Origin of the sequence: Asanoa sp. NPDC049475, assembly GCF_040676915.1 — a bacterium.
In the GTDB taxonomy this organism is placed as follows: domain Bacteria; phylum Actinomycetota; class Actinomycetes; order Mycobacteriales; family Micromonosporaceae; genus Asanoa.
In genome coordinates this window covers 545,083-562,669 of sequence record NZ_JBFAPY010000005.1, presented here as the reverse complement: position 1 = coordinate 562,669, position 17,587 = coordinate 545,083, and the positions used below count along the sequence as shown (strand labels likewise).

Here is a 17,587-nt window from a genome sequence, read left to right as displayed (position 1 = left end):
GGCTCCTCGTGGTCTCGGCGCGTCACCGGACCAACGACCGTCCTCAGGTTCGCGCTGCGACCGGTTCCGGCTCGGCGACGGGCATGCGCTGGGCCGGGATCGCGGCGCCGGACAGCTGCCGCGACACCGCGACCGTGCCCTGCCAGAGCATGTAGATCACGGCCAGTTCGAAGACCACCATCAGCGCGGCGGCGGCCAGGGTGACCGGGACGATAGCGCCGGCCAGGGGCGCGATGATGAAGACGGCCATCTGGAACTCGATGCCCCCGACCAGGTGCGGTCGGATGCGGCTGCGGCGCAGGGCCGCGCGCATCCGGTGGAACACGCCGAGCCCGACGGTCTTGCTGTCGACCATGGCGAGCATCGACAGCCGCTCGGGGTCGTGTTCGTCCACATTGGCGAGCGCGGCCTTCGGCAACGGCTTCGGCGCGAGGCCGGCCTCCTCGAGCTGGGTCTTCAGCTCCCGGTTGACCTTCGCGTTCTCCAGCGCGTTGAGATAGCGGAACATGTCGAGGAAGATCACGAGCCCGCCGAGTACGAGGTAGACGATGCTCTTCGTGGCCACGTACTGCCCTCCCATCAGGGCGATGGTGCACGCCACGATCCGCAGGCGGTCGAAGACGTAGTCCAGCCACGCGCCGAACACCGAGCCGGTGCCGTTGAGCCGCGCGATCTTTCCGTCGATGCAGTCGAGGACGAAGCTCAGGTGGTATGCCAGCGCACCGGCGACGAGCCACCAGTTGTTCTCCCGGACGCCACCCAACGCGAAGAACGCGGCGGCGGTCAACCCGGTCAGGAAACCCAGCATCGTGATCCGGTTGGGCGTGAACCAGCGGTAGGGAGCGACCAGGCGGGTCAGCCGGCTGGCGACCGGATCGACGAGCAACACCGTCCACCAGGAGTCCCGCGTCTTGTACGTGCGATCCCGCACCTCGTCGAGCGGAATGCGTTCCACGGCTCACTCCCCTGTAATGCGGCCACCAAGGCGAGAGACCTTACCGTGAACGGAAGGTGAAATTGAAGTGTCTCGTCAGCCAATCTCGAGCCGGGCCACCAGTCCGTCGCGCACCGTAAGCGCCAGGTCGCCGGTGCCGTTGAAGCGCCTGCTGGTCGCGCGGATCGTGAGCACATAGGTGTCGACGCCGGTGGCTTCCCAGCCGAGCAGGTCGAAGTGCATCCCGACGCCGATGTTGTCGGTGCGGTCCCAGCTCGCCACACCGTCGTGCCCGGTGAACTCCCGGCTGCCGTCGCGGACGTAGGCGTCGTCGGTGAACGCGGCGACGAAGGCCGCACTGTCAGCGGCGTTCGTCGAGTCGATGAACGCGCTGATCGCGGCCGGCGGCTGCTCGGTCATGGCTCCACCTTGTCATGCTCCACCGTCGTACGCGGGTGAACGGAAGCTGAAGCCAGCGGTGCGTACCACTGGGCGCCGGTGACCAGGATTCGCGTCGACTGTTTGCGGTTCCACTCGACCTTCATGCCGTGCTTGCGGAGCACCGGGAACGCGACCTCGTCGAGTAGGCGCTCGAGGTCCGCCTGGTAGCCCGCCCGTTGCTCGTCCTCGGACAGCGCCTCGTAGGCGGCCTCGTCGAAGTCCTCCGGCGGGTAGACGCCGTAGCCGAGGTAGACCGCGCCGCTCTCGCTCGCCAGCAACGACTCGGTGTCCTGCTGGTGGTACCAGAGATAGCCCTGCCAGTGGCGGGAGTCGTCGCGTTCGTCGTGGATCTCCGAGGACGCGCAGCGCCCGCAGCAGCTGAAGTTCTCGCGCGCCAGGATGCCGAGCTCGTTCAGCTCGTGGAACGCGCGGCTCAGGTTTCCGCGCACCTCGCCCCAGCCGCGCTGCTGCTCGCGCCGGGCCGCCACGGCCTGCTCGTACGCCTGGAAAAGCTCGTCGTCGGTGGCACCGTGCCGCTCCTCGTCCTCCTCGAGAAAGAGGACGAACTCGGCGGCGTCGTCCTCGCCTCGTACGACCCAGTCCCAGATCTGGTCTTCGATCTCGGTTCGGCCCGGCTCGGTGATCCGGTCGGTCAGGAACCTGACGTCCGTCGGACGGTCGTTGTAGACCCATGCGCTCACGGAGGAATCCTCACATGAGCGCTCAGGCTTCGTTCATGCGCTCCCGCAGTGCGGCGAGGGGGCCGTCCCAGTCTCGGGCCAGGGCAGCCAGGAACTGTTGCGCCACCTTCATCGGCGCGGAGTCGAGCCGGTAGCGGACCCGGCGGCCCTCCCCCGGCTCGGCGATCACGAGCCCCGCGTCGGCCAGCAGGGCGAGGTGCTTGGCGATGGCCTGCCGCGTGATGGGCAGCTGGGCGGCCAGGTCCGTCGCGGTGGCCGGGCCGCCGGCCGCGAGCGCGGCGAGGATGCCCCGCCGGCTCGGGTCGGCCAGCGCCGCGAAGACCTCCTGCGCCACCGCTTCCAGGTCAGGCTTGGCCATCGAGGTATTCAACCAGCTCGTCCAGCTCGCTGGTCCAACCCCGGTCGTTGCCGGGGAAAGCCGCCTTGTGCTCGGTGTCGGGAAGCTGCGCGAACCCGCTCTCGACCATCGTCAACGTGGTGCCGGCGCCGTTGGGTGCGAGGGTGAACTCCACATAGGTGCGTCGCGGGTCCTCTGCCGGAAGGCCGTGGACCGGCCAGGTGTAGCCGAAGACCCGCGGCGGCTCCAGGCGCTCGATGGTGAGGGTGGCGGTGTCGCCGCTGTCCCACGTGAGCCTGGCCTCGCCGCCGACCCGCAGGTCGACCTCGGCCCGGTTGCCGAACCACGTGCCCAGCCCTTCGGCGGTCGTCAGCGCCGCCCACACCCGCTCCGGGGACTGGGTCAGCTCGACCGTGCGCTCGATCCGATCGGGGAATGCCATCTCGACCTCCTTGTAGCAACCACTCGGTTGCTACCTAACCTAGTAGCAACCAGATGGTTGCGTCAACCCGGTGCTACGTTGCCGTATGCGGCTTCTTCTCTGCTCCGGCGGCGTCGACAACCCGACCGTCGAACGGGCACTGGTCGACCTGTTGGGCAAACCGATCGCCGAGTGCGACGCCCTCTGCGTCCCCACCGCGGGCTACTTCTACGACCCGACCGGGCCGTGGAACTTCATCAGCGGACGGTCGGACGCGCGCCTGGTCGACCTCGGATGGAAGTCGGTCGGGGTGCTGGAGCTCTCCGCGCTGCCCAGCATCGACCGGGACCGGTGGGTGCGGTGGGTGCGCGAGGCCGACGTCCTGTTGGTCAACGGCGGCGATTCCCTGTTCCTGCGTCGATGGATGCGGGAGTCCGGGCTGGCCGACCTGCTGCCGACCCTGCCCGACCTGGTGTACGTGGGTTCCAGCGCCGGGAGCCTGGTGTTGACCCCACGCGTCGGCCGCCACTTCGTCGACGCGCCCGAGGACGACGACCGGATGCTCGGGATGGTCGACTTCTCGATCTTCCCGCACCTGGATCGCCCGGACACCCCGTGGTTGAGCACGGCCGCCGCCGAGCGATGGGCGACCGAGATCGGGCTCCCCGCGTACGCGATCGACGACAACACGGCCATCAAGGTGTCCGACGGCGCCGTGGAGGTCGTCTCGGAAGGCACCTGGAAGCTGTTCAACCGCGGGTGAGGTCGAGCTCGTAGACCCGCACCGCACGCCCGTTGGTGGGCTCCACCGTCTCGCGCTCGAGGTGCATGCCGAGCTTGACCATCACGCGGGCGGAGGCGTCGTTGCCGACCTGGTGGATGCTGACCAGGCGATCGAGACCCAGGTCGGCGCGGGCGTGCTCGACCACGGCGCGAGCCGCCTCGGTGGCCAGGCCCTGTCCCCAGTGCTCCCGCCCCAGCCGCCACCCGATCTCGACGGCCGGCATGACCTCGGGCAGAAAGGTGGGCACCGCGAGGCCGGTGAACCCGGCCAACGCACCGGTCCGCCGCACAACGAGGGCGAAGAGCCCGAAGCCGTGTGCCTCCCAGTGCGCCTGGAAGGCCCGCAGACGCTCGGCGGTGTCCTCCCTGTCGAGCACCCGGCCGTCGCGGATCCACCGCATCACCTCGGGTTGGGAGCAGACGGCGGCGAAGGCGTCCAGATCGTCGTCCTGCCATTGGCGCAGCAGGATTCTGGGAGTGACCAGGCTTTGCACGACGACAGCCTAGCCAGAGGTCTCGCCCACGGCGGCGGCGAGCGCCTTCGCGACCAGGCCGGCCAGGTCCGTCCGGCCGTCGTCCTGTGCCCAGCGCACGAGCGCGGTGTGCAGGGCCGCGAGACACGCACTGGCCGCCGCCTCGGCTTCGAAGGGGTCGCCCGCCTCGGTGCCGAGAGCGTCCACAATGGCCCGTTGCAGGACGTAGTGGTTGTCGAGATGCCGCGCCCGCAGCGCGGGAGTCGAGATCATGAGCTGGAGCCTGGCCAGCAGGAAGCCGCCGTCGTCGGTCACGGCCGCGGCCGACTCGACGAGCGCCTGTGCGATCCGGCGGACCGGCGGCCGCACGCCGGCGGTCGCGGCGACCCGGGCCGCGACGAGCGGACCGATCTCGTCGACCAGGACCAGGTCTTCCTTGGTCGGGAAGTGCCGGTAGACGGTCATCGGCGAGACGCCCGCGGCCTCCGCGACGTCGGTCACGGTCGTGGCGTCGTAGCCGCGCTCGGCGAACAGCCGCACCGCGTGCGTCTGGATCGCGCGCTGCGTGTCGGCTCGGCGCTGCGCGCGCAGTGAGGACTCGGGCACGCGTTAGAGACTACCAGTGTGTTAGCGTCTACCAGGTTGGTAGTCACTAACATCTCGAACAGGCGGAGACCATGACTGATCTGACCGGCAGGACCGCGCTGGTGACCGGGGCGTCGCGGGGCATCGGGCGGGCGATCGCGACCCGGCTGGCGGCGCGGGGCGCGACGGTCGCCGTCCACTTCGGCACCGACGAGGACGGCGCGGCGGCGACGGTCGACGGGATCGTGCGCGCCGGCGGCACCGCGTTCGCGGTCGGTGCGGTGCTCGGAGTCGAGGGGGACGTCGAGACGCTCGTCGCGGGCGTCGAGGCCGGCCTGGCGGGGCGGCCGCTCGACATCCTCGTCAACAACGCGGCGGCCGCGCCCGCCGGCCCGATCGGCACCACGACGCGCACGCAGTTCGACCACCTCTTCGCCGTCAACGTCCGCGCGCCCTACTTTCTCGTCGAGCGCGCACTGCCGTTGTTCCGCGACGGTGGCCGCATCATCACCATCTCGTCGGTGGCGACCCGGATGGCCAACCCCGCGCAGACGTCCTTCGCCATGACCAAGGGTGCGATCGAGACGATGACCCGGACCCTGGCCAACGAGCTCGGGGTCCGCGGCATCACCGTCAACGCGGTCGCTCCCGGCGCGACCCGGACGGCGTCGAACGCCGCCGTGTTCGAGGCGCCCGGCCTGGCCGGCCTCATCACCGGCAGCACCGCCCTCGACCGGCTCGGCGGGCCGGACGACGTGGCCGAGGTCGTGGCCTTCCTCGCCTCCGACGCGGGCCGCTGGGTCACCGGCCAGGTGGTCGACGCGAGCGGCGGCCTGTTCCTCGGGCCACGCGTCTGACCCGTTGCGCGGATCCCCGCGGTGGCAGGTGGTCGCTACCCTGCACACAGGACGCGGGGAGGGCGGTGTCAAGTGGACGAGGCCACCGTTGTCTTCCTGGTCATCGGCGGTGCGGGTGCGGCGGTGCTGGCCTTCTCGCTGCTCGGCGCCGAGCTGCTCCACTTCGGACACGTCGATCTCCCCGACTTCTTCTCCATCGAGGCGATCGCGGGCTTCCTCGGTGCCTTCGGGTTCGCCGGTGCGATCACCAACGAGCTGGTCGGCGGGCGCACGGTCGCGGCGGCCGCCGCCGTGGGCCTGCTGGCCGCGCTGCCCACCGCGTTCCTCGCCGTGCGGCTGTCGCGCGCCGCCCGCGACATGCACACCGACGCCACACCCACCCGGGCCGACCTCGTCGGCACCACCGGCGTCGTCGTCACGCCGATCACCGCGACCGGATACGGCGAAGTGCGGGTCCGCCTCGGCGGGCAACCGATCAAGCTGTACGCCAAGGCCGACCGGCCCCTCCCCGCCGGTGCCGAGATCTTCGTCATCGAGGCCGCCAGCGAGACGAGCGTCGTCGTCGAGCCGGTGCACCCCCTCACCTGAAGGGCGATCTGATGCCACTCCTCATCGGGCTAGGCGGCGCCGTGCTGCTGGTCCTGCTCCTGGTCATGTTCGTGCTCTCGCGCATCAAGGTGGCCGGCCCCAACGAAGCGTTCATCGTCACCGGCCGCAAGGGACGCGCGACCGTGGGGTCCGACGGCATCCGGCAGACCGACCTGTCCGGCCAGAAGGTCGTGATGGGCGCGTCGGTCTTCGTCGTGCCCGTCGTGCAGAAGCTCCAGTCGCTGGACCTGTCGAGCCGGCGCATCCACGTCGAGATCACCGGTGCCGTCACCAAGCAGGGCATCCGGGCCGCCCTGCACGGCGTCGCGATCGTCAAGGTCGGCGGCACCGAGGACGCGATCCGCGCGGCCGGGCAGCGGTTCCTGCGCCAGCAGGCCGAGATCGACGAGTTCACCCGCGAGGTGCTGGCCGGCTCGCTGCGGTCGATCGTCGGCCGGCTGACCATCGAGGAGATCATCCGTGACCGGGCCGCGTTCGCGTCCGCGGTCGCCGAGGAGGCCGAGCACTCGATGACCAACCAGGGTCTGGTGCTCGACACGTTCCAGTTGCAGGACATCGTGGCCGAGGGTTCCTATCTCCAGGACCTCGGTCGACCCGAGGCGGCGCGGGTGCTCAAGGAGGCGTCCATAGCGGAGGCCCGCGCGCGGCAGGCCGCGGAGCAGGAGCGGCTGCTGGCCGAGGAGGCGATCGCCGAGGCCGAACGCAACCTCGCGCTGAAGAAGGCGGGCATCCAGGCGGAGATCGACGCGGCCAAGGCCCGGTCGGCGGCGGCCGGCCCGCTCGCACAGGCCGAGCGCGACCAGGCGATCCTGGCCGAGCAGCAGAAGGTAGCCGAGCGCAACGCCGAGCTCAAGCAGCGTCAGCTCGACACCGAGGTGCGCAAGCCGGCCGACGCGGCCCGCTACAAGGTCGAGCAGGAGGCCGAGGCGTCCCGCAACGCCGCGGTCCTGCGGGCCGACGCCGAGCGCCAGGCGACCATCGCGGCCGCACAGGCGCAGGCGGAGCAGGCGCGGCTGACCGGTGAGGGCGAGCGGGCGCGGCGGGCCGCGCTGGCGGAGGCGAACGCGATCGAGGGCGCCAAGGAGGGCGAGGCCGAGCAGCGCCGGCGCACCGCGATCGCGGACGCCGTCGAGCGCGAGGGTTCCGCCGAGGCGGCGGCGATCCTGGCCAGGGGCAACGCCGAGGCGGAGGCGATGGCCCGCAAGGCCGACGCGTTCGCCACGTACGGCGAGGCCGCCGTCCTCGACCTGCTCGTGCGCGTGCTGCCCGAGGTGGTCGAGGCGGCCAGCCGCCCGATGAGCGCGATCGACAAGATGACCGTCATCTCCACCGACGGCGCGTCGTCGCTGGCCAAGTCCGTGGCCGGCAACGTCGCGCAGGGGCTGCAACTCGGCTCGGACCTCACCGGCGTCGACCTGCCAGGGCTGCTCGCCCGGCTCGGCGAGCGGGCCAACGGCGACGAGACGAAGGCCGTGGAGGGCAAGCCGAAGAAGTGAGGGCGTCGGCCCGGCCCCTCGCAGGGGCCGGGCCGACCCCGTTCAGTTGAACATCTTGGCGGCCATGCCGGCCTCGTACGAGCCCGCCGGGGTCCGCACGATGACGTTGAGCCGGTTGGCCATGTTGATCATCCCGACGAGGCAGACGAGGGCACCGACCTGGTCGTCGTCGTAGTGCTTGCGCACCTGTGCCCAGGTCTCGTCGGAGACGCCCTGGTGCGCGTCGGCGAGCCGGGCGCCCTCCTCGGCCAGTGCCAGCGCGGCCCGCTCCGCGTCGGTGAAGACGGTCGCCTCGCGCCACACGGCGACCAGGTTGAGCCGCACCGTGGTCTCCCCCGCCGCGGTGGCCTCCTTGGTGTGCATGTCGACGCACATGGCGCAGCCGTTGATCTGGCTGACCCGCAGCTGCACCAGCTCGGTGGTGGTCGGCGGGAGCGTCGACTGGTGGAGCACCGAAGCGGCGTTGAAGACGCGCTTGGCGAACTTGGCGGCGGTCGGGCTGTCGAACAGGTTGAAACGGGCGTCCATGACGTGCTCCTCGCTCGTGGTCTGGCGGTACCGGACGCCCATGAGATGCCGGCGGGTCGTGGTCTGTGACAGCGTGTGGGACGTGAGCCAGGCCATAGCGGCTCGCTGTCACGCGCGGGCCGCGGCCGGTGTCCCGTGGGTGTGAGAGTCGAAGGCGAGGAGCAACCCATGGCCGCCACCGAGACGTTCGTCGCCCACCGCAACCTGCTGTTCACGGTCGCCTACGAGATGCTGGGGTCGGCCGCCGACGCGGAGGACGTGCTGCAGGAGACCTGGCTGAAGTGGGTCGACGTGGATCCGGAGACGGTGCGCGACGAGCGGGCGTACCTGGTCCAGATCACCACCCGCCAGGCGCTCAACCGGCTGCGCACCCTGAGCCGTCGCAAGGAGACGTACGTCGGCCAGTGGTTGCCCGAGCCGTTGCTGACCGCGCCCGACGTGGCCGACGACGTGGAGCTCGCCGAGAGCGTCTCGATCGCGATGCTGCTGGTGCTGGAGACGCTCACGCCGACCGAGCGGGCGGTCTTCGTGCTGCGCGAGGTCTTCGACATCGGGTACGACGAGATCGCGGAGGCCGTCGACAAGGAGCCGGGGACCGTGCGCCAGATCGCCCACCGGGCGCGGGCGCATGTCGCCGCCCGGCGCCCGCGCGGTGATGTCTCCCCCGACCAGGCCCGCGATGCCGTAGCGGCCTTCCGCCGGGCCATCGAGACCGGCGACCTGCAGAACCTGGTCGACGTGCTCGCGCCGGACGTCGTGCTGCTGGGCGACGGCGGCGGGCTCCGCCAGGCGGCGCCGCGGCCCATCGTCGGCGCCGACCGGGTCTCCCGGGCGCTGGCCGGCGGCCTGCCGCGGGTCGAGGGCGAGGTGACGGCCGAACCGGTCCAGATCAACGGCTCGCCCGCGCTCATCATCCGGATAGACGGGGAGGTCGACAACGTCGTCGCGGTGCGGATCGACGACGGCCTGGTCACCGGGCTCTACATCGTCCGCAACCCCGACAAGCTCTCGCGCGTCGAGCGGGAGACGGCCGTGAGCCGTTGACTCCACCGCCGGGAAGACATAGCCTGCCGTCGAACTCGCAGGAAACTTTACCGTTTCGCTGGAGGACGTCGTGCCCCGTCGCGCCCTGGCTCTCGCCGCCTTCATCATCTTCGCCGCCGCCGGGCTCGTCGCCGGCGCCACCCCGGCCGCGGCAGCCGTCGTGAGCCTGCAGAGCGTCGTGCCGGTGCCGGCGAGCGTGCAGGCGGCGGCCGGTGTCACCTACACGTTGCCGGCCGGCGCGGCGATCCAGACCGACGTGGGCGGCGCGGCCGTCGGCACCTACCTCGCCGGGATCCTGCGGCCCTCCACCGGCTACGCACTGCCCGTCACGACCGTGAGCGGCACACCCTCCAGCGGCATCGCGCTGCTGCTCTCGGGAGCCGACGCGAGTGTGGGCGCCGAGGGCTACCAGCTCGACGTGACCGCGAACGCGGTCACCGTCCGCGCGCAGACCGCGGCCGGGCTCTTCTACGGCGTCCAGACCCTGCGGCAGCTCTTCCCGCCCGCCGTCGAGGCGCGGACCGTCCAACCCGGACCGTGGGAGCTCGCCGGCGGTCGGATCATCGACCGGCCGCGGTACGCGTACCGGGGAGCGATGCTCGATGTGTCCCGGCACTTCTTCGGTGTCGACGTGGTGAAGCGCTACATCGACGACATCAGCCAGTACAAGCTGAACACCCTGCACCTGCACCTGTCCGACGACCAGGGCTGGCGGATCGTGGTGGACGCCTGGCCGCGGCTGACGTCGGTGGGCGGCAGCACTCAGGTCGGCGGCGGCCCCGGCGGCTTCTACACGAAGGCGCAGTACAGCGAGCTGGTCGCGTACGCGGCGGCGCGGCACATCACGGTCGTGCCGGAGATCGACATGCCGGGGCACACCAACGCGGCCCTCGCCTCGTACGCCGAGCTCAACTGCGACAACGTCGCCCCGCCGCTCTACACCGGCACCGCCGTCGGCTTCAGCTCGCTGTGCGTCGGCAAGGAGGTGACCTACACGTTCGTGCGGCAGGTGCTCACCGAGCTCGCCGCGCTCACCCCCGGGCCGTACCTGCACGTCGGCGGCGACGAGGCGCACAGCACCTCCGACGCCGACTACCGCACGTTCATGAACCGGATCCAGCCGTTCGCCACCGCGCTCGGCAAGACCGTCATGGGCTGGCACCAGATCGGGCAGGCCGACCACACCCCTGGCCGGATCGCGCAGTTCTGGGGCACGACGACCTCGGACCCCGACCTGAGTGCGGCGGTGGCCAAGGGTGACAAGGTCGTGATGTCGCCGGCGAACAAGGCCTACCTGGACATGAAGTACACCAACGAGACGCCGCTCGGGCTCAGCTGGGCCGGGCTGATCGAGGTGCAGACGGCGTACAACTGGGATCCGGCGACCCTGCTGCCCGGCGTGCCGGCCAGCGCCGTCCTCGGCGTCGAGGCTCCGATGTGGAGCGAGACGCTGACCCGCATCGCCGACATCGAGTTCATGGCCTTCCCGCGCATGCCCGCCATCGCGGAGCTCGCGTGGTCGCCGCAGTCGGCACGGAACTGGGACACCTTCAAGGTGCGCCTCGGCGCGCAGGGACCGCGGTGGACGACGCAGGGCATCCCGTTCTACCGCTCTCCGCAGGTGCCGTGGGCGACCACGCCACCGGCCGGCGGGCGGGTCGAGGCGGAGTCGTACACCTCGCAGTCGGGTGTGCAGGTCGTCGCCGACGCGGCGGCGCACGGCGGCAGCCGGGTCGGCTACATCGACGCCGGCGACTGGATCGGCTTCTCGGGCGTCTCCGTCGCGGGCCGCACCGGCTTCACCGCCCGGATCGCGTCGGGTGGCACGGGCGGGACGATCCAGGTGCGCTCCGGCTCGCCCAGCGGCCCGCTGTTGGGTTCGGTCGCGGTGCCCAACACGGGCGGCTACGGCACCTACGCCGAGGTCAGCACGAGCCTGTCCGCCGGGTCGGGTGCGTTGTTCCTGGTCTTCACCGGCAGCGGTGGCGGGCTTTTCGACATCGACGACTTCGCGCTCACGGGTGCCACGACGAACCTCGCCCTCGACAAGCCCGCCACCGCCGACAGCGTCTGCGTCGCCTCCGAAGGGCCGGAGAAGGCCGTCAACGGCACGACCACCGGTGGCAACGCCGACAAGTGGTGCTCCGTCGGCGCCGCCAAGTGGTTGCGGGTCGACCTTTCGGCCAGCACCACCGTCGGCCGTGTCGTCGTCCGCCATGCCGGCGCCGGCGGCGAGAGCGCCGCGTTCAACACCCGGGACTTCGACATCCAGACGAGCGCCGACGGCACCGCCTGGACCACGGTCGCGCAGGTCCGCGGCAACACGGCCAACGTCACGACGAGCACGTTCGGCCCGGTCGCGGCGCGCTATCTGCGGCTCAACGTGATCACGCCGACCAGCACGTCGGACCGGGCCGCCCGCATCTACGAGCTCGAGGCGTACGCCGGCTAGGCCACGTTCGCCGCCGGGATCCGCACCGGGGCGAAGGCGGTCTGGATCCAGTTCGGGTACGCGACCGGCGGACGGCTGACCTCGTCGAGCTCGGCGAGGTCCTGCTCGGTCAGGGTCAGGTCGGCGGCGGCCAGGTTGTCGGCGAGCTGCTCGGGCTTGCGGGCACCGACGACGACGCTGGTGATCGCCCGCTGCGCCAGCACCCAGGCGAGCGCGACCTGGGCCGGGCTGACGTCGTGGCGCGCCGCGACCGCCCGTACGACGTCAAGGATCTTGAACCCGGTCTCCTCGTCGAACGGCACGAAGTCGCCCCCGGACCGGACCCGGCGGGAGTCCTGCTCGGTGCTCGCGCCGCCGCGGTCGTGCTTGCCGGTGAGGAACCCGCCGGCGAGCGGCGCCCAGACCGTCAGGCTCACGCCCTCGTCCTCGGCCATCGGCACCATGTCCCGCTCGGCGTCCCGGGCGACCAGCGAGTAGTGCGTCTGGTTGGAGACGAACCGCGCCTGGTCGTGCAGCGCGGAGATGCCCAGCGCCTTGCTGATCTGCCAGGCGAAGAAGTTCGAACAACCGATATAGCGGATCTTGCCCTGGCGTACGGCGTCGTCGAGCGCGCCCAGCGTCTCCTCGATCGGCGTCACGTGGTCGTGGTTGTGGAGCTGGTAGAGGTCGATGTAGTCGGTGTCCAGCCGGCGCAGGCTGTCCTCCAGGGACCGCATGATGTGCAACCGGGTGAGCCCCTGGTCGTTCGGCCCCGGCCCGACGGGGGCGAGCAGCTTGGTGCCGATCAGCACGTCCCGCCTGCGCCCCTTGATCGCCTGACCGAGCAGCTGCTCGCTCTCGCCGTCGGCGTACACGTCGGCGGTATCGAAGAAGTTGACGCCGGCGTCGAGGGCCATGCCGACGAGGCGGTCGGCGCCGTCCTGCCCCAGTGCGCCCAGGTTCCTGTACACCGGGTGGTCCGCGCCACCGAAGGTCATCGCCCCGAGGGAGATCTCGGAAACCCATACCCCCGTGCGGCCCAACAGACGATATTTCACCGTTTGCCCCTTTTACGCGGTCAGCTCGTCCGGACACTATGTCCGGCGCAACGCTACACGGCGTCCGGACAGGGTGTAGTAGATTCCGACCATGGCCTCGATCACCCGGCGACGCGCACCGAAGGTCTCGCGGCCCGCCTCGGCCGAGGCGGAGATCCTGGCCGCGACGCGGCGGATCCTGACCGGTGGCGCGAGCTTCACCGATCTCGGCGTGCGGCAGATCTCCACCGAGGCCGGCGTGGCCCGCTCGACCTTCTACGCGCACTTCCGCGACAAGACCGACCTGCTGTTGCGGCTGGCCTCCGACATGCTCGCCACGTCGTTCGACGTCGCGTCGGCCTGGGAGCCGACCGACGGCGTCGACAAGCTCGCGGAGGACTTCCTGCGGATCCTGGGGATCTACCGGGAACACGCCGCGGTCCTGCGGGCGGTCGGCGAGGTCACCACCTACGACCAGACGGTGCGCGACTTCTGGAGCCAGGGCCTCACCCGGTTCACCGACCGGACGGTCGCGGCCCTGCGCGCCGAGCAGGTCGCGGGTCGCACCCCCGCCGACGTCGACCTGGTCAGCGCTGCGCGGGTGATCGTCGTCGGCGGCGAACGGGCCATCTTCGACCACATCACCAGCGCACCGGCCGGCGAGGACGCCGCCTTCGCCCGCGAGCTCGCCCGGACCTGGTGGTACGGGGTCTACCGGCGGCCCGCCTAGAATCGGTGGTCGTGCCTGACTTTCCGGACGTCCTGACCGTCTCGCCGTCGCAGGGGCCGCTGAACGCGGTCGTGCGCCCGCCGGGGTCCAAGAGCATCACCAACCGGGCGCTACTCTGCGCGGCGCTCGCGCCGGGCACCTCGACGCTGACCGGCGTGCTGTTCGCCGACGACACGCGGGCGATGCTGGGCGCGGTCAGCGCGCTGGGCGCCACAGTGGACGCTGACCCGGCCGCGGGTCGGGTCGCCGTGACCGGGGTCGACCTGCGCGCGGGCACGGCTTCCGCCGTCGTCGACGCGCGCCAGTCCGGCACGACGGCCCGGTTCGTGCTGCCGGTGGCGGCGACGCGGCCCGGCAGCACCGTGGTCGACGGCGCCCCGCAGTTGCGCGCGCGGCCGTTCAGGCCGGTGCTGGAGGCGTTGCGCGACCTCGGCGCGTCGGTCTCCGACGGCGAGTTCCTGCCCGCGACCGTACGCGGCCCGCTGCGCGGTGGTCCCGTCCAGGTCAGTGGGCACGTCTCCAGTCAGTTCCTCTCCGGGCTGCTGCTCGCCGGCCCGCTGATGGCCGACGGTCTGGCCGTCGAGGTCACCTCTCCCCTGGTGTCCGTGCCGTACGTCGAGATGACGAAGGCCGTGATGGCGGCGTTCGGCGTCACCGTCGACGGGCTGCGGGTGGGGGCCGGCGCGTACCGCGCGACCGACTACGCCGTGGAGCCGGACGCGAGCGCGGCCTCGTACCTGCTGGCCGCCGCCGCGGTGGCCGGTGGCACCGTCACCGTCGAAGGACTCGGCTCGGGGAGCCTGCAGGGTGACGTCCGGTTCGCGGATGTCCTCGCCTCGATGGGCGCCCGGGTGTCACGCACCGCCGACTCGCTGACGGTCAAGGTCGACGGTCCGCTGACCGGCGTCGACGTCGACATGGCCGACATCTCCGACACCGCGCAGACGCTGGCCGCCGTCGCGGTCTTCGCCGAGTCGGAGACCCGGGTGCGGGGCATCGGCTTCATCCGGCGCAAGGAGACGGATCGGCTCGCGGCGATCGTCACCGAGCTGCGCCGGGCGGGCATCGACGCCACCGAGGACGAGGACGGGTTCACGATCCGCCCCGGCCGCCCCCGGCCGACCCGGTTCGCGACGTACGACGACCACCGCATGGCGATGAGCCTGTCGCTGCTGGGCCTGCGTACGCCTGGCATCGAGATCGCCGGCCCGGGCTGCGTCACGAAGACCTATCCGGAGTTCTTCACGGACCTGGCGGGTCTTCTCTAGGCTTGTTTGATGGCCACGATTCGCGTTCACCAGACCACCACCGCGACGCCGGAGCAGTTCGTCGCCGGGCTCACCGACTTCGGCCCGGGGCGTTCGGAGCTGTTCGGCCGCAGTGACGAGGGATATCTCAAGGTGCACGAGCGCGGCACTGATCACGCTGATGTCACCGAGGGCTCCGGTGGCATCTGGGAACGCCTGAACTACGACTGGTCCGACATCAACCACGTGGTCCTCACGACGACGGACTCCAACACGTGGGGCGGCCGGTCGGGCCACACCTACAACCTGACGCCGCGGCCCGACGGCACGACCGATGTGGACGTCGTCGTGGTGCGGGAGGGCAAGAACCTCAAGGGCAAGGCCATCGGGGCTCTGCTCGGGGTCGTCGGCACCGGGATGTTCGCCAAAGGGCTCGCGAGCACCATCAAGGCCATCGAGGCCCGCCACGCCTGAGTCGGTCCGATTCGTTCAAGCCACGCGCGGCGCCGGCGCGTACGGTCTCCCGCATGGACAAGCGATTCGCCGACGGGCGCGACTTCATCCGGCGTGAGGGCAGGCTCCTGGAGCGGAGGCTCTTCGCCACGTGCTTCGAGGGTGCGCCGGGCACAGGGGTGCTCGACGTCCTGCGCGGCTACCGCAACGACGACGGCGGGTTCGGCCACGGGCTCGAGCCCGACAAGCGCTGCCCGGCCAGCCTGCCGATCGACGTCGAGTGCGCGCTCGCGGCCATGGCCACGGCGCGCACGGTCGACGCGGACCTGGTGCGCGACGCGTGCGACTACCTGGCGAAGGTGGCGGCCTCCGACGGCGCGGTGCCGCTGGCCTTTCCGGTGATCGAGGACTATCCGCGGGCGTCGCATTGGTCCGACTGGACCTACGAGCCCGGCCTGAACCCCACCGCGGGCCTCGTCGGTCTGCTGCACGAGCTCGGCATCGACCATCCGTGGATCCCGGCGGCGTCGGCCTACGTGTGGACCGCACTGGACACTGTGGACCTTCCGACGGACGCGCACGCGCTCAGCGAGGTGCTGGGCTTTCTGCGGCACGCTCCGGAGCGGGACCGGGCCACCGCGGCGGCGGCCCGCGTGCGCGAGGCGCTGACCTCGGCCTCGTGGTTCCGTCTCGACCCGGACGACAGCGGATACGGGCTCTCGCCCCTGAGCGTCGCGCCGTCGGCGGACAGCCCCTGGCGCGGCCTGTTCGACGAGGACGTCATCCAGGCGCACCTCGACCGCCTCGAACGCGACCAGCAGGACGACGGCGGCTGGCCGGTCACCTGGGAGCCTCCCGGCCAGGCGGCGCTCGCCGAATGGCGCGGCGTCGTCACCCTGGGCAGCCTGCGCACCCTGGTCTCCTACGGGCGCTTGCGCGCGGTGGCAGCCCCATCCGGCCCGGCATAGGTTGGGTCCATGCCGAAAGCGATCTGGAACGACCTGGTCATAGCCGAGTCCGACGACACTGTCGTGGTCGAAGGCAACCACTACTTCCCCCGCGCGGCGCTGCGGGACGACCTGATCAAAGAGTCCGGCACGCACACCGTGTGCCCGTGGAAGGGCACCGCCTCCTACTACAGCCTTCAGAGCGACGGCCGGACCAGCGCCGATGCCGTCTGGTACTACCCCGATCCCAAGCCCGACGCCGAGATGGTCCGCGACCGGGTGGCGTTCTGGAAGGACGTCAAGGTCGTCGACTGAGCCGCGGGTAGACCCGCCGCGCGTTGCGTTCGTACACCTTTGACCGCTCGTCGGCGTCGAGGTCCAGGGCGTCGACGTAGCGGCGGGTGTCGTCGAAGTGGTGCCCGGTGCGCGGGTCGAGGCCGCGCACGGCGCCGAGCACCTCCGACCCGAACAGGATGTTGTCGGCCGGGACCACCTCGAAGAGCAGGTCGATCCCAGGCTGGTGGTAGACGCACGTGTCGAAGAACACGTTGCCCAGCAGCGCCTCCTCGATCGGCGGTCGGCCCAGCATCTCGGCCAGGCCACGGAACCGGCCCCAGTGGTACGGAACGGCTCCCCCGCCGTGCGGGATCACCAGCCGCAAATTCGGGAAGTCGATGAACAGATCGGCCTGGAGCAGCTGCATGAACGCGGTCGTGTCGGCGTTGAGGTAGTGCGACCCGGTGGCGTGGAAGCTCGGGTTGGTGACGGCCGAGACATGCACCATGGCCGGCACGTCCAGCTCGACCATGGCCTCGTAGAACGGGTACCAGCTCCGGTCCGTGAGCGGCGGCGCGGTCCAGTGGCCGCCGCTGGGGTCGGGGTTGAGGTTGCAGCCCACGAAGCCGAGCTCGTCGACGCAGCGCCGGAGTTCGCCGACCGAGTTGGCGATGGGCACCCCGGGTGACTGCGGGAGCTGGCAGACCCCGGCGAAGTGGTCGGGGAAGAGCTGGACCACGCGGGCGATCAGGTTGTTGCACGCCCCCGCCCAGGCGGCGCTGACGGCCTCGTCGCCGACGTGGTGACCCATGGCCGACGCGCGCGGGGAGAACAGGGTGCGGTCGACGCCGCGTTGTCTCATCACCTCGAGCTGGTTGCGCTCGATGGACTCGCGGATCTCGTCGTCGGAGATCTCCGGGTACGGCCCGGCCTGCCCGGCGGCCCGCCACCGCGTGTGGGCCGGGGGTGCGGTCGTGTAGTGACCGTGACAGTCAATGATCATTTTTGCTCCGGAGCAGGTCGCGGGCCGCGGTGGTGATCCGCGGTTCGACTCCGAGCGCTTCCAGCTGCTCGGCCGCGGCGCTCATCTCGTCGGCGCGGCGGCGGGCGTGCCGGTGGGTGCCGTCGACCAGGCGGTCGATCGTTCGCGCGTCGAAGCCGGCGAGCTCCTCGCTGATGTTGTCGCGCAGCCAGTCGGCGCAGCCAGCCGCTTCGGCGGCGGCGAGCGCCTCGACCACGGCGGCGGCCAGCCCTTTG

Annotated in this window: 22 protein-coding genes; 11 read left to right on the top strand and 11 right to left on the bottom strand. The window is 71.1% G+C overall.

Going from position 1 to position 17,587, the window contains the following annotated elements; genetic code table 11:
- Positions 1–43: 43 nt before the first annotated feature.
- From AB0J88_RS22605 to AB0J88_RS22585, 5 genes are all read right to left on the bottom strand, one after another.
- Positions 44–955, bottom strand: coding sequence for a CDP-alcohol phosphatidyltransferase family protein (locus tag AB0J88_RS22605; protein WP_364361808.1), 912 nt, complete (start codon positions 953–955; stop codon positions 44–46).
- Positions 956–1,030: 75 nt separating this feature from the next.
- Positions 1,031–1,354, bottom strand: coding sequence for a hypothetical protein (locus AB0J88_RS22600; RefSeq protein ID WP_364361806.1), 324 nt, complete (start codon positions 1,352–1,354; stop codon positions 1,031–1,033).
- Complete coding sequence (locus AB0J88_RS22595) at positions 1,351–2,076, bottom strand: hypothetical protein (RefSeq protein ID WP_364361804.1); 726 nt, start codon at positions 2,074–2,076, stop codon at positions 1,351–1,353. The genes AB0J88_RS22600 and AB0J88_RS22595 overlap by 4 nt, the downstream gene beginning before the upstream one ends.
- A gap of 22 nt (positions 2,077–2,098) precedes the next feature.
- Complete coding sequence (locus AB0J88_RS22590) at positions 2,099–2,434, bottom strand: metalloregulator ArsR/SmtB family transcription factor (RefSeq protein ID WP_364361802.1); 336 nt, start codon at positions 2,432–2,434, stop codon at positions 2,099–2,101.
- Positions 2,421–2,855: an SRPBCC domain-containing protein gene (locus AB0J88_RS22585; protein WP_364361800.1), complete on the bottom strand. Its 435-nt coding sequence runs from the start codon at positions 2,853–2,855 to the stop codon at positions 2,421–2,423. Before AB0J88_RS22585 ends, AB0J88_RS22590 begins: the two co-directional genes overlap by 14 nt.
- Positions 2,856–2,940: 85 nt before the next feature.
- On the opposite strand from AB0J88_RS22585, the gene AB0J88_RS22580 reads away from it, so the two are divergent.
- The gene (locus AB0J88_RS22580; RefSeq protein ID WP_364361798.1) at positions 2,941–3,597 is read left to right on the top strand and encodes a Type 1 glutamine amidotransferase-like domain-containing protein; all 657 of its coding nucleotides are present in this window, start codon (positions 2,941–2,943) and stop codon (positions 3,595–3,597) included.
- Here AB0J88_RS22580 and AB0J88_RS22575 read toward each other — a convergent pair.
- Both AB0J88_RS22575 and AB0J88_RS22570 read right to left on the bottom strand, forming a co-directional pair.
- Positions 3,584–4,111: a GNAT family N-acetyltransferase gene (locus AB0J88_RS22575; RefSeq protein ID WP_364361796.1), complete on the bottom strand. Its 528-nt coding sequence runs from the start codon at positions 4,109–4,111 to the stop codon at positions 3,584–3,586. The two genes, AB0J88_RS22580 and AB0J88_RS22575, sit on opposite strands and share 14 nt — an antisense overlap.
- A gap of 9 nt (positions 4,112–4,120) precedes the next feature.
- On the bottom strand, positions 4,121–4,696 hold the full coding sequence (locus AB0J88_RS22570; RefSeq protein ID WP_364361794.1) for a helix-turn-helix domain-containing protein: 576 nt from the start codon (positions 4,694–4,696) through the stop codon (positions 4,121–4,123).
- 71 nt (positions 4,697–4,767) lie between these two features.
- Between AB0J88_RS22570 and AB0J88_RS22565 the strand changes: the two genes are divergently transcribed.
- The 3 genes from AB0J88_RS22565 to AB0J88_RS22555 all read left to right on the top strand — a co-directional run bounded on the left by AB0J88_RS22565 (position 4,768) and on the right by AB0J88_RS22555 (position 7,637).
- Positions 4,768–5,532, top strand: coding sequence for an SDR family oxidoreductase (locus AB0J88_RS22565; protein WP_364361792.1), 765 nt, complete (start codon positions 4,768–4,770; stop codon positions 5,530–5,532).
- Between the two features lie 72 nt (positions 5,533–5,604).
- On the top strand, positions 5,605–6,120 hold the full coding sequence (locus AB0J88_RS22560) for an NfeD family protein (protein ID WP_364361790.1): 516 nt from the start codon (positions 5,605–5,607) through the stop codon (positions 6,118–6,120).
- Between the two features lie 11 nt (positions 6,121–6,131).
- Positions 6,132–7,637, top strand: a complete 1,506-nt coding sequence (locus AB0J88_RS22555) for an SPFH domain-containing protein (RefSeq protein ID WP_364361788.1) — start codon at positions 6,132–6,134, stop codon at positions 7,635–7,637.
- A gap of 42 nt (positions 7,638–7,679) precedes the next feature.
- Here the strand turns inward: AB0J88_RS22555 and AB0J88_RS22550 are convergent, their stop codons facing one another.
- Positions 7,680–8,165 (bottom strand): carboxymuconolactone decarboxylase family protein, encoded by a 486-nt coding sequence (locus tag AB0J88_RS22550; protein ID WP_364360740.1) that lies wholly within the window; start codon positions 8,163–8,165, stop codon positions 7,680–7,682.
- A gap of 168 nt (positions 8,166–8,333) precedes the next feature.
- On the opposite strand from AB0J88_RS22550, the gene AB0J88_RS22545 reads away from it, so the two are divergent.
- Positions 8,334–9,209 carry an RNA polymerase sigma-70 factor gene (locus AB0J88_RS22545; protein WP_364360742.1) on the top strand — a complete coding sequence of 292 codons (876 nt, stop codon included), beginning with the start codon at positions 8,334–8,336 and terminating at the stop codon, positions 9,207–9,209.
- 70 nt (positions 9,210–9,279) lie between these two features.
- Positions 9,280–11,661 (top strand): family 20 glycosylhydrolase, encoded by a 2,382-nt coding sequence (locus AB0J88_RS22540; protein WP_364360744.1) that lies wholly within the window; start codon positions 9,280–9,282, stop codon positions 11,659–11,661.
- Here AB0J88_RS22540 and AB0J88_RS22535 read toward each other — a convergent pair.
- Positions 11,658–12,698, bottom strand: a complete 1,041-nt coding sequence (locus tag AB0J88_RS22535; RefSeq protein ID WP_364360746.1) for an aldo/keto reductase — start codon at positions 12,696–12,698, stop codon at positions 11,658–11,660. The genes AB0J88_RS22540 and AB0J88_RS22535 overlap by 4 nt on opposite strands.
- A gap of 91 nt (positions 12,699–12,789) precedes the next feature.
- Between AB0J88_RS22535 and AB0J88_RS22530 the strand changes: the two genes are divergently transcribed.
- Genes AB0J88_RS22530 through AB0J88_RS22510 form a run of 5 tightly spaced genes read left to right on the top strand, consistent with a single transcriptional unit; the run spans position 12,790 to position 16,369 of the window.
- Positions 12,790–13,407, top strand: a complete 618-nt coding sequence (locus AB0J88_RS22530; RefSeq protein WP_364360748.1) for a TetR/AcrR family transcriptional regulator — start codon at positions 12,790–12,792, stop codon at positions 13,405–13,407.
- An 11-nt stretch (positions 13,408–13,418) separates the two neighbouring features.
- Positions 13,419–14,675, top strand: coding sequence for a 3-phosphoshikimate 1-carboxyvinyltransferase (gene aroA / locus AB0J88_RS22525; RefSeq protein ID WP_364360750.1), 1,257 nt, complete (start codon positions 13,419–13,421; stop codon positions 14,673–14,675).
- 9 nt (positions 14,676–14,684) lie between these two features.
- Positions 14,685–15,128 carry a hypothetical protein gene (locus AB0J88_RS22520; protein WP_364360752.1) on the top strand — a complete coding sequence of 148 codons (444 nt, stop codon included), beginning with the start codon at positions 14,685–14,687 and terminating at the stop codon, positions 15,126–15,128.
- Between the two features lie 53 nt (positions 15,129–15,181).
- The gene (locus tag AB0J88_RS22515) at positions 15,182–16,075 is read left to right on the top strand and encodes a hypothetical protein (RefSeq protein WP_364360754.1); all 894 of its coding nucleotides are present in this window, start codon (positions 15,182–15,184) and stop codon (positions 16,073–16,075) included.
- Between the two features lie 9 nt (positions 16,076–16,084).
- Complete coding sequence (locus AB0J88_RS22510; protein WP_364360756.1) at positions 16,085–16,369, top strand: DUF427 domain-containing protein; 285 nt, start codon at positions 16,085–16,087, stop codon at positions 16,367–16,369.
- Here AB0J88_RS22510 and AB0J88_RS22505 read toward each other — a convergent pair.
- Positions 16,353–17,333: an amidohydrolase family protein gene (locus AB0J88_RS22505; RefSeq protein ID WP_364360758.1), complete on the bottom strand. Its 981-nt coding sequence runs from the start codon at positions 17,331–17,333 to the stop codon at positions 16,353–16,355. The two genes, AB0J88_RS22510 and AB0J88_RS22505, sit on opposite strands and share 17 nt — an antisense overlap.
- Positions 17,323–17,568: a DUF1932 domain-containing protein gene (locus AB0J88_RS22500; RefSeq protein WP_364360760.1), complete on the bottom strand. Its 246-nt coding sequence runs from the start codon at positions 17,566–17,568 to the stop codon at positions 17,323–17,325. Before AB0J88_RS22500 ends, AB0J88_RS22505 begins: the two co-directional genes overlap by 11 nt.
- Positions 17,569–17,587: the final 19 nt, after the last annotated feature.